The organism is Halobacteriovorax sp. JY17 (assembly GCF_002753895.1).
GTDB lineage: Bacteria > Bdellovibrionota > Bacteriovoracia > Bacteriovoracales > Bacteriovoracaceae > Halobacteriovorax.
This window is the reverse complement of record NZ_NJER01000001.1, coordinates 197,826-209,735: the sequence shown is the minus strand read 5'-3', so window position 1 is coordinate 209,735 and position 11,910 is coordinate 197,826. Positions and strand designations below refer to the sequence as shown.

The following is an 11,910-nucleotide window of genomic DNA, read 5'->3' as shown; positions in this document are numbered from 1 at the left end:
TCTAATATTTTATTATTCTTACTTACAATCACCATCTACTTTTAAATTAAAGTCTTTAGTCTTTGGACTAGTACACTCTCCTGTATCAGGATTATAATACTTGGCCGTAAAAGATAGATTCTTATCCGTGAGTTTGAAATTAGAAAAGTCACAGTACTTTTCATTAAATATTTCTGTCTTCTTACCACTGCAGTTTTGAGTAACTGTTAACCTTCTCCCCTTACTTACGGGCTCACCTACATAGTCTTTTATAATTGAAAGGTTCTTATTTGTGACAGAAATATCTATATTCATCTCTTCACCAGCTGATATATTTACAGAAAAAATAAATAGAGTTATTAAAAATATATTCCTCATAAATCCTCACAAGAATTGAATTCCAATAAATGAGCCTAACTTAGACCCAATCCTATAATAACACCTTTATAGATACATAAGAGGAATTTTTAAAAAGTGCCCACTTTTTGTTTCACTCAACAAGGTGAAAAGTATAAGACCACAGGAAAATTAAAATACTGCTAAGCTCCTAAACTTATTAAATGATTTTACTAAAAGGAGTCACTAACTGATCTAAAAATTCCTGATAATAAAAGTTTTCTTTTAGAAAAAGAGCCCCTACTCCTACAATGGAATAAATAGCTTAATAAAATATTCAAATATTACGATAAGGGATTTAATGAGAAAGGTAGGGATTTTAGTTATTTTAATGATTGCGGGTTGTAAGGACTATACAAATAGCCCATATAAACCTTTTCCGAAAGACTACGAACCTAGAACTCCTCATGAAAAGCTGACAAATTCTATTTACACTGGAGATAGCATCACTGGTGATGGCTTCTCTCAAGACTTAAATACCTTCATGGAAGGACCAACATCTAGCTTCTTTCTATCTGATAGCAATAGCCCAAGTTCAACCTGTGGGCTTACCCACTATGAAGATAGTGAAGTCGATAGTTCCACAGAACAAATGAATGGCTTTCCTCTAAGTATTTCCGATAAAACTTCAGGATCAATAAAAGGTGAACCGCAAGTAATCTGGGACGAATGTAAAGGAATCAGATCTAATTACGATGACGGCGAGCAGAGTGCGACTTGTAAGAAGAGAAAAGTTTCAAAAGAATATATAAATTTCTTTGATGATAATTTTGCTAAGTGTGTTCAAGTTGCAGCGAAAGGTTTTAAAGCTGGCGGAGAAGGAGATGTTGAAAAAATACAATTCTCTCACGCAGGTATTGCTGGAGACCCTAGACACTCTAATAGAAGTTATCACTCAGTAAATAGAGCAATGGATATTAGAACGATTTCATTTACCCAAGATGGTAAAACTATAAATTTAAAAGTTTCAGACCAAAAGAAATCCCCTTCTAAAGAGTTCTTTGAACAATTTAGAAAGTGCTGGGGGGAGCAAATTGTAGCTTATAAAGATAATTGTCCAGGAAGCAGTAACAAAGGCTCCATTGGACATGAAGATAAAGATCATCAACATCACCTTCACCTATCACTGCCTTACTGCCCTAGAACTAAGAACGGCAGCACTTACTACTATAAATAAGAAATAAAAAGTCCCAAGTAAACTTGGGACCTTCTAGAGAAAATAGGGGGAGATATTTTATCTTTACTTTATTCTGCTATTACCTAGCAAAAGTCTGTGTGTTGAAATTTTCATTATTAGAATTTGAGTGAAACTTCACTACATTATCATCACCTGGATTGATATTTACCAAACTAGGATTAATACTTCCGTTTAAGATTTGTTTTCCAAGAGTGTGACTCTTTTTCTCATAGAGAACGTGTTCCTCACCTCTTTCTTGTTCTTCCTTACAGCAGATACAAAGGTCTGCAGTAGGTCTAGCAAGTAATCTTGTTTCAGAGATCTCATCTCCACATTCATTACATTCACCGAATGTGCCATCTTCTATTCTTGCTAGAGCGGCATCGACTTTCTTGAGATAGAATCTCTGTCTTCCTTGCAGCTTTAGTATGAGCTGCTCATCTCGCTCACGAGTTGTTTGATCTATCTCATCACCTGACTTAGCTGACAGGTTTTGATCTTGGTCTCTTCCTAAGCTTTCAAGAGCGCTGTTTCTCTTGATTTCGTTAAAGAGTGCTTTAAAGTTTTCTAGAGTTTTACTTTCCATAATATGCTCCTATTTTCCTTAAATTTTCCGTCCTGGGTGTTACTCTAAGAGGTCATCCTGATCTCTTTTACTGAAATCCTCCATCCTAGTGGTTTCCAGTTACTCCCTATTATCCAATAAGCGTGCCAAGATTTATGGACTAAACCTGCTCTTTGCGAAGTGTCATAAAGTCTTTTCTGGTCAATTTGATACTGAAATTAGAGCAAAATAGCTCCAACGAGATATATTTAGATGAAATTTCAAAGGGTTACTTGCGACAGCTTCCCTTCCCTTGAATTATACGCCCATCTTCACAGAGTGTGATCTCCAAGTGATCCCCAAAAATTATTGAAGCAATATCATATTCGACTCTAAGTGGGATCTGCCTCTTCTCTAAAATAGGCCATGTAACCGTAACAGTTTTAAGTCCATTCTTTAGGTCGAGTCCAAAGTGCATTCCGTACTCACTCTGCGATGGTTGAGGGCCACTAATATATTCGGCCCAGCGTTTCTGTGTGAAATGTTCTGTTTGAAGCTCAACTAAAGCGCCCCAACCGTGAATATTTGACTTAATTCCATCGAGGTATATACGAATAGACTTTCTTCCCTCTCTTGGAATGATATTCTTATAAACATAGATTCTTCTTGGAAGATCTGCTTTTCTCACGTTACTCTGTCCCGTAATAAAATCCATTCTTCCATCTCTATCAATATCTAAAGTAACGATCCCTGCAGGATTTAAAATATCTATCTTTCCATCCTTGGCCACATCACTAAAGCCATGATCAGGCTCTTGAACAAAGTAAATCAAGCGGGTGTACGGAGGATAACCTGTATTTTCAACTAAGATATCAATAAGACCATCATTATTAAAATCAGAGAAAACAGACCTCTTGTCACTATGCGACCAAACTCTTCTTCCATTATCCTGAACATATTCAGAACGAAGAAACTTAGGAGGAAAGTCTCTCTTGCTTCCAGTTAAAAAAGATGAGCGGTCTCTATTTTCAGAATCAAAGGAGTGAGAAACCTCTCCAATGAGAATATCCATGACTCCATCATTATTATAATCCGTACAAAGACTATAGAGAGAGTTTCCCCCTCCCCTTGGGTCTAGGCTCCCAAAAGAGTCATGATCATAACCTGATTCATCAGCAAAGTTTTTAAAAGTCCTATCCTTATGTTTTGAATCGTAGAGATTCATCCACATCTTATTTGGATGTCCTCCAGAAGAGCTTGTAAGGATATCAGGAAAACCATTTTGATCTAAGTCGCATGTACTCGATGAAAATGAAGGCATTGCATTTACATAGGCATTATTCGCTTTTGAAAATCTTGATTCATCTTCGAGTAAGTAACTTACCTCTTGATAGTCAAAGTTCTTCTTTCCCATGTAAAGACGGTCTGGTGAAGACTTAGGAGTTGTCTTTGAATAATCTAACCAATTTGCTTCAAAGAGATCAATGTATCCATCTAAATTAAAATCTAAGAGAGAGACTGATGACGTAGGCCTAGCTGTTCTCTTCTTCGTTGAGGTCATCTGCTCATAGACTACACGGCCTTCAACTCTCTTACCTCTGAAAACTTTAAGAGGTTCTTTAGCTAGAGCAGATTTTTGATTTAAAGTTCCTGCGAGAATATCAAGAATACCATCCTTATCAACATCAAAGAAAGTCAGGTAGCTTGCACGAACAACTTTTCCAAATGGATTATAACTAAGTTCTTGGTACTTCTTTGTTTCAGGAACGTAGCTAAAGAATTTAGGTCTTGAGTAAAAGAGAGGGAGCGTAACTATATCAGTGTAGCCATCGGCATCAAAGTCTACTGCGTAGACATGGGTAGCGACTTCACCTTCGAGTCCAACTTCTTTAGTTATATCTTGAAAATATGTTCCAGTTCCCTCGAGAGAAGGACCTGGTGGAATTTCTACAACTTTTCTCTTCGTCGGCTCTTTCTTCTTCTTAAAGAGCTTTGGTATCTCTTTTAAAGTCGAACAACCTGAAAAGAGAAGAGTTGCTGATATAACTAAAGCTTTCATCATACTTAATAATCTATTATATCTAATCCGTAACCATCATAGTTACAAACTGCTGCTGATACTTCTGCCGTTAACTTATCATAGTTATTAGTCATCTCTTTGAGATTCGCTACAAAGTTTTGTCTCGACTCTTTAATGACAATTTTCGTTAAACCTAGAACATAGTCTTTCTTATCTTGTGGTACTTCTGGCTTTTCAAGAATTGAAGTTGTTCTAGAAATTACACAAAGAATAACATAGAGCTCTACCGCCATATTAGAAAGTCTTCCCTGAGGATATTCATTTCCAATAATTTTCTTCCCGTGCTTAATGAGAGTATTTTCAACTTGAATTGCAAAAGAGGCCATCATTGAAGAGAAGTAATTTGCATACTCTTCTAATTCAGGGTGTGCTTTTGTAAGCGCTCTTGAAGCAATCATTTTTGAAATACGCTTCTTAGCAAAGTCCGATAGTACACCTAGAGACTTAATTGGATCTTTAAGAGCAGAAGAAACGTCTGAAACTTTCCCTAAATCTTTTAAAGAGTCCGATGGTCCTTTCATTCCAGATAGAGCGAGGAAACATCTAAGAATTTCATTTGTTCCTTCAAAGATTAGATTAATTCTTGAATCTCTCATGATTCTCTCATAAGGGTATTCTTTCATATAACCATTACCCGCGGCGATCTGGAGACCTGTATCTACTACAGTCCAAAGAGACTCTGATCCATAGATTTTACAAATTGCTGTCTCAAGGAAGTAATCATTCATTCCCTTAATCATATTTCCAGTTGTCATATAGACAATACTTTCTGTGGCGTAGCAACGTGCGGCCATAAAAGCTAGCTTCTCTTGAATTAATCCAAAGTCACTTATAGGAGCACCGAATTGCTTTCTTCCCTTCGCATGCTCTGTAGAAAGTTTAAGAATTGTTTTCATTCCCCCTACACAACCAGCACCTAGAGAAAGACGCCCAGAGTTTAAGACATTCATTGCGATCTTAAATCCCTTACCTAGCTCTCCTAGAATATTTTCTGCAGGAACTTGAACTTTATCAAGATAAACAGCTCTTGTTTCAGAAGCTCTAATTCCCATTTTATTTTCTTTTTCACCAAAGCTTACGCCTTCCATACTTTTTTCAACGATGAAACAAGAAATTTTCTCTACCGTCTCACCATCTTTTTCGTGATCAGTCTTACAAAATACTGTATAGAACTCAGCAGTCCCTGCGTTAGTGATCCAAAGCTTCTGACCTGTGATCGTATAAGAACCATCAGCATTTTTTACTGCTTTTGTTTTAATCGAATAAGCATCTGATCCAGAACCAGGTTCAGTTAAACAAAATGAAGCTAACTTCTCACCTGAGGCAAGTGAAGGAAGCCATTTCTCTTTTTGTTCAGGTGTTCCTTCATTTAAAAGAGCACGGTATCCAATAGATTGGTGAGCTCCTAGCATAGTTGCCGTAGATCCATCCATTGAAGCAACTTCTGCGAAAATTCTAGAGTATAAAGAGTAATCTAATTGCATCCCACCGTATTCTTCTGGTACTGCAAGTCCGCAAAGACCTAACTCGGCCAATCCCTGAATAACTTCATCAGGTATTTTCGCATCATCATCAAACTTCTCACCATCTATAGCGGCCTCTCCATACTTTGAAACAGCAGAGCACATCTCTTTTGCCATTTCAACCTGTTCACTACTAAAGTGTGGAAAAGGAAAAATTACATCTTCATTAATCTCGCCAAAAAATAAGCTGCCAACGACAGAATCGAATTCTTGTCCTTCTTGGTCAACATTGTACTTAGCGTCCTTACTTTCGCTCATTCGAAAATCCTTTTTGATTCGTGTTAAAAAATTAGTAAAATTTTACATCTTTATACGTAGTTGTGACAACCAAGAAATATACCTGACAACTAAGCTCAACATATAGGCAAAAAAAACCTTAAGAAGTTACTTGAAGCATATAGTCTAACACCTTAAAATAATAGATAATGCTAATTATACGTATTTTTTAATACTTTACAGAAAAGCTGGATCTTTAATGACTAAAAAGAAAAATGGAATTTTCTCAAAGATCAAAAATAAGTTTTCTAAGAAGTCTGATGAAGACGAACTTGAAAATGAATTTGAAGATGAACTTGAAGATGAGTTTGAAGAATCAACTGATGAATTCTCAGTTGATCCCGAAGCGCTTGAGGGCCAAGCAATAGAGGAAGAAGAGGAAGACGTAAACGACGTGGACGACGCCGACGAAGATGAAGACTCATCGATGCCCCCTCTTATAGAAGAAGATCATAGTGAAGAAGTTTCTTTTAGTGAAGAACAAGAAGAAGATGATATTGAAGAGCTTCTAAATAGTAGAAGTGACGATCAAACCGATGACGAAGAAGACTTCGAAGAGGAAGAAGAGTTCTCTGCACAAGAATTTTCTATCTCGGATGAAGAAAAAGAAGAACTCGAAGACCTCTCTACTCCCCTAGAAGAGTTTCATCCAATAAGAGAAGAGCAAGAAGAAGACTTCGAAGACGACTACGATGAAGACTTCTATGAAGAACCTAAGCCTAGTGTATCTCAGAGGTTTTCAAGCTTTCTTGCAAGTATTAAAGATAAAGTTCCATCAAGAAGTTCACTCTCTATAAATAGAGAATTAGATAACGATGATCAGGGAATCAGTCAATTAAGTGAAAAGTTTAATCTCTCAAATCTTTCGTGGACTGCTTTTGTAGATAAGGTTTTTTCTCCGGATTCGAGGCACGATATTCACAGAGGTTTCCTTGCCTTTATGATTTTAGGAACTGCCTACTTCGGCGGAAAACTTGTGGCCACAGGAATCTCATCAAAACTAGAAAATAGTATTAAGAAAAATAGAGTTACAGCTCTACCTTTCTCTCCAAAGAAGAGAGTTGTTCTTTCAAAAATAGAAAGGTCTAACCTCTTTAATACGAAAGATCCAAATACCTCAGGTGAAGTCATTGTCGAAAAACCTAAGCTCGATGATAACTTGGTTTGTAGAACTTCAGATAGAAAAACTCAACTTGGAATTAAACTTGTAAACACTGTTGTCCTGCAAGACTCAGTCAAGTCAATCGCTTCTGTTCAAGTAAGAGGGAAAGATCAAATTCTAGACCTTAGAGAGGGAGAGAAAATTAATAACGACGCCGAGGTAGGGAAAATCGACCGCCTTCGTGTTGTTTTTAAGAATCTAAAAACTGGTGATTGCGAGTACGTTGAAAACCAAAGTAAAGAACCAAGAGAAAAGAATCCAATTCGCGTGGTTAGCCCATCAGTAGGAAAAGGTCTTTTAAATAAGTATAAAGATGATCGAATAAAGAATGTTGGGAATACTTTTAAAATCCAAAAGAAAGTTAGAGATGAAATGCTTGGAAATATTAGTGAAGTCCTAACGCAAGCACGTGCAATTCAAATTAAAAATCCAGATGGAACTCTCGCCTTTAAAATGACTGAGATCGTTCCTGGTTCTATTTATAGTAAATTGAATATCCAAGAGGGAGACACAATTACGGCAATTAATGGAAAGAAGTTTGGAAGTTTAAATGAGATTATGAATTTATTTGGAAAGATTAAAGAAATAGATCGTTTTGAACTTTCAGTGAAAAGAGATGGATCGACACAGAACTTAGAATATAACTTTGAATAAAACTCCAGGGATCGGAATTTATGAAGAACAAAAAATTAGTAATTAGCTCATCACTCGTAGCACTCATGGCACCTCTTCTCATTGGTACTACGGCTGCGCAGTTTAATGATTCAAAGTACAAGGCTAAGACGAAGTATAATACTTCAGAAAAATCAGCTGCAAGCTTAATTAAAAGCAATAGCAAGAGTGATGACTTCTTTGGAAGAAGCTCTGATAATACAGCGATTGATGCGAGTAAGGATAAGAAGTATGTAAACTTAAATCCAGAAACAGCATTTGGGCCAGAAGTTATAACAAGCTTTGACTTCCCTAATACATCTCTTACAGACCTTACAAAGCATATGCAAAAACTTACTGGAATTAATTTAATTCTCGATAAAGACTTAAAAGGTAAAGTTTCAATTATGGCACCAACTGCTATCACTGTTGGAGATGCTTGGAGAGCTTACCTCACCGCTTTAAATTTAAATGGATATACTCTTGTTAAGAGTGGTTCATTCTATAAGATCGTAAATGCTAGAGATATTAGATATACGCCAACAAAAATTTATACTGGAAACTTTACTCCTAATACAGATAACTACGTGATGAGAATTCTTCCTTTAAAGAATATCAATTCAACAGAAGTTACAAGATCATTTAGACCATTCATGTCTAGATATGGTCGTATCATTGATATTAAACAAACAAATACAATTATTGTTCAAGATACTGGTTCAAATATTAATAGACTTACACGTCTAATTAAATTCATCGATGTTCCAGGTCACGAGGAGTCTCTACAGATTATTCCTGTTAAAAATTCATCAGCGCAAGAGATCGCCAAACTTCTTGATAAAATTTTCAAAGGAACTAAGTCTTCAAAAGTTAGATCAACTACAACGACAAGCTTAATTTCTGAAATTAAGCTTATTGCGGAGCCTAGAACAAATTCAATTATCGCTATGACTAATGCTGATGGAGCAAAGCAGTTAAACGCCCTTATTCAAAAGCTAGATGTTAAGCTTGTGAACTCAAGTTCTGGTCAAATTCATGTCTACTACTTAAATCATGGAACAAGTGAAACTCTAGCAAAGACTCTCTCTTCACTAGTAACTTCAGCTCAGCCAGCAACGACGACTCGTTCAAGATTTTCGAAAACAGCTTCTGCAGATGACTCTAGCTCACTATTTAATGCTGAAGTTAAAATTACTGCAGATAAAGAAAATAACGCAATTGTTGTAACAGCTTCCCCTACTGACTACTTAACAATTAAAGAAGTTATTAAGAAGTTAGATAGACCAAGAGATCAAGTCTTCGTAGAAGGGATGATTATGGAAACTTCTGTAACTAAAGATAAAGGTTTTGGAATTAATCTAATTGGTGCTTACGGTTCTGGTGCAACTGATAAAGCTGGATTCATTGGTAATGGATCAGATCTCTTTAATGTAATGTCTAATAATATTACAGCGCTTGGAGGTCTCTTTGTTGGTGGTGGAACAGGTAGCTCTGTCACTCAGACAATTGGTGGCCAAGAAGTTAAAATTAAATCTGTATCGGGATTAATTACTGCGATTGCAGCAAATGCTGGAACAAATGTACTTGCAACTCCACAGATTATGGCACTTGATAATGAAGAAGCTGTATTTGAAGTTGGTGAAAGTATCCCTACTCCAGAGAGAACAAATTCTGCCAACGGATCATCTTCAGTTTCAATTAAGCAGCAGAAAGTTGCTCTAACACTAAAGATAACTCCTCAAGTGAATAAAGTGACTAGATTTATTAAACTTAAAATTGATCAAAAAATTGATGACTTCTCAAGTAGATCACTTCCTTCAGGTGTTCAGAGTGACGGTGTTGCTACAACGACAAGAAGTGCTTTAACTACTGTAGTTGTTAGAGATAGAGATACTATCGCCATGGGTGGTCTCATGAGAGATAAGGAAACTGATGTAACTTCAAAAGTTCCTCTTCTTGGAGATATTCCTGTTCTTGGTTGGTTATTTAAGAATACAAGAAAGAGTGTTGAAAAACTTAACCTACTCTTCTTTTTCACTCCTAAGATTATTGATGTCTATAAAACAGCAAATGCGAAGAACGTTCAAGATCAACTAAATAGAAGAAGTACTCACTTAAAGAATGCTCTTGGAGAAAAGGACCCATTTGCGACAACAGCAAAAGGTCTTTACGAAAAAGCTAAGAAGCAAGAGCAAGGACCTCTCTACGATCAGGAAGAAGCTGATGAGTATAAGAGAGAGAATGAAGGATCTGGAATTGGAAATGAAAAAGAGAAAATGGAAGATCCACTTCTTGGAGCGAATGAGCCTAATTACAATGTAATTGTTCAAAAAATTAAATCAAAAGCTTCGGCAACAAAGAAATAAGGGGTTGTTTTGAAAATTTCAGAACACATGCTAGAAAAAGTTGAAGGACAAAAGGAGATGATCGGTCAGCTCCTCCTTCAATATACTTCTCTAACGGAAGAACAATTAAGTGAAGCTCTAAATATTCAAGAAGAGTCAGGAATGCTCATCGGAGAAATTCTTTTAAAGAAGAATTATATTCATCCTCATGACATTATCAAAGTGATTTGCCACCAAGTAAATATCCCTTTTATCACTGATATAAATGTCGATGAAATTGATCCTAATATCACCTTAAATATTCCAATAAATTATGCAAAGTCTCATGAAATTCTTCCAATACTAGAAACTGATCATACAGTCTCTGTTGTTTTAACCGACCCATTTAACTTTGATGCGATTAATGATCTTAGAGAGCTCTTTAAAAAAGAAATCAAGCTCATTGTCGCTCATCCAATGAAAGTTTCAGAAGCAATCAATAGAGTCTACGAAAAAGCGAATAGAAATATTGTTGATTCATTAGAAGATGAATTCGAAGAGGCGCTAGATCTTGATGGACCAATTGATATCTTAGATGCTGGTGCCGATGAAGCTCCTGTAATCCGCTTTGTGAACTCTATAATTTTTAGAGCAGTAAAAGAAGGCGCTTCCGATATTCATATTGAGCCTTATGAAAAAGAAACGGTTTACCGCTTTAGAATTAACCGAGTAATGAAAGAAATTCTAAGACAACCTATTAAAACCCACTCCGCAGTGAGTTCGCGTATTAAAGTTATGTCTAAGCTCGATATTGCAGAAAAGAGACTTCCTCAAGATGGTCGTATCCCAATTAAGATGGCCGGAAAAGATATCGATATTCGTCTATCAACAGTTCCAATCCAAAGTGGAGAAAGAATTGTTATGAGGATTCTAGAAAAGAATAATACTATTTTAAAACTAGAGAACTTAGGTTTTCACGGAAAGGTATTAAAAGATCTTCAAGAGCTAGGCTCAAGAAAGCACGGTGTTGTCTACGTTTCAGGTCCTACTGGTCACGGAAAAACAACCACTCTCTTTGCCATGCTAGATGAAATTAACACTCCAGATAAAATGATTATTACTGTTGAAGATCCTGTTGAATACGAAGTTCCAGGGATTTCACAAATTCAAGTGAATAGTAAAATTGATCTCTCCTTCGCTATTGCGCTTAGATCAATTCTTAGACAGAACCCCGATGTCATTATGGTTGGGGAAACGAGAGATAAGGAAACAGCAGAGATGGCGATTCAAGCTTCTCTTACTGGTCACTTTGTTCTCTCAACTATTCACACTAATGATTCTTTCTCCGCACCTGGGCGACTCATTGATATGGGTGTTCAACCATTTCTTATCGCCTCTTCTCTCGCTGGCGTTTTAGCACAGAGACTAATCAGAAAATTATGTAATCATTGTAAAGTCCCCCACAATATCACTCCATTTGATATGGAGATGATGAGAGTTACCTCTGTTCCAAATGATGCGACCATCTTTACTCATAAAGGATGTCCAAAATGTAATTATGACGGCTTTAGTGGAATGACAGTTGTGTCTGAACTACTTGTTATCGACGATATTATTCGCCCACTAGTTCTTAAGAAGGCCGATTCAGGCTCAATCAAGAAAGCTGCTGTAAAGAGTGGAATGGTTACACTTAGAGGTGACGCACTATCAAAGGTATTTTCAGGAATAACCTCGGTAGATGAAATGGTTAGAGCGATTAACGATGAAGACCACCAAGAAGACGAATAAGGTTTTAAAT

At 36.5% G+C, this 11,910-nt stretch carries 8 protein-coding genes; 4 read left to right on the top strand and 4 right to left on the bottom strand.

All coding sequences use genetic code 11. From position 1 onward, the window contains the following. Positions 1-18 precede the first annotated feature (18 nt). Entirely contained in the window at positions 19-357 is a 339-nt protein-coding gene (locus tag CES88_RS00955) for a hypothetical protein (protein ID WP_290729716.1), read from the bottom strand. A gap of 319 nt (positions 358-676) precedes the next feature. On the opposite strand from CES88_RS00955, the gene CES88_RS00950 reads away from it, so the two are divergent. Further along, complete coding sequence (locus CES88_RS00950; RefSeq protein ID WP_290729713.1) at positions 677-1,552, top strand: hypothetical protein; 876 nt, start codon at positions 677-679, stop codon at positions 1,550-1,552. A gap of 79 nt (positions 1,553-1,631) precedes the next feature. Here CES88_RS00950 and CES88_RS00945 read toward each other — a convergent pair whose 3' ends face one another. The 3 genes from CES88_RS00945 to CES88_RS00935 form a co-directional block, all read right to left on the bottom strand. Continuing rightward, positions 1,632-2,138 carry a TraR/DksA family transcriptional regulator gene (locus tag CES88_RS00945; protein WP_290729710.1) on the bottom strand — a complete coding sequence of 169 codons (507 nt, stop codon included), beginning with the start codon at positions 2,136-2,138 and terminating at the stop codon, positions 1,632-1,634. Positions 2,139-2,385: 247 nt separating this feature from the next. Beyond that, positions 2,386-4,158, bottom strand: coding sequence for a CRTAC1 family protein (locus tag CES88_RS00940; RefSeq protein ID WP_290729707.1), 1,773 nt, complete (start codon positions 4,156-4,158; stop codon positions 2,386-2,388). Positions 4,159-4,160: 2 nt separating this feature from the next. Beyond that, the gene (locus CES88_RS00935) at positions 4,161-5,957 is read right to left on the bottom strand and encodes an acyl-CoA dehydrogenase family protein (RefSeq protein WP_290729703.1); all 1,797 of its coding nucleotides are present in this window, start codon (positions 5,955-5,957) and stop codon (positions 4,161-4,163) included. Between the two features lie 217 nt (positions 5,958-6,174). Between CES88_RS00935 and CES88_RS00930 the strand changes: the two genes are divergently transcribed. Genes CES88_RS00930 through CES88_RS00920 form a run of 3 tightly spaced genes read left to right on the top strand, consistent with a single transcriptional unit; the run spans position 6,175 to position 11,900 of the window. Further along, positions 6,175-7,791, top strand: a complete 1,617-nt coding sequence (locus tag CES88_RS00930) for a hypothetical protein (RefSeq protein ID WP_290729701.1) — start codon at positions 6,175-6,177, stop codon at positions 7,789-7,791. Positions 7,792-7,811: 20 nt separating this feature from the next. After that, positions 7,812-10,154 (top strand): type II secretion system secretin GspD, encoded by a 2,343-nt coding sequence (gspD, locus tag CES88_RS00925; protein ID WP_290729697.1) that lies wholly within the window; start codon positions 7,812-7,814, stop codon positions 10,152-10,154. A gap of 9 nt (positions 10,155-10,163) precedes the next feature. After that, the gene (locus CES88_RS00920) at positions 10,164-11,900 is read left to right on the top strand and encodes an ATPase, T2SS/T4P/T4SS family (protein WP_290729694.1); all 1,737 of its coding nucleotides are present in this window, start codon (positions 10,164-10,166) and stop codon (positions 11,898-11,900) included. Positions 11,901-11,910 lie beyond the last annotated feature (10 nt).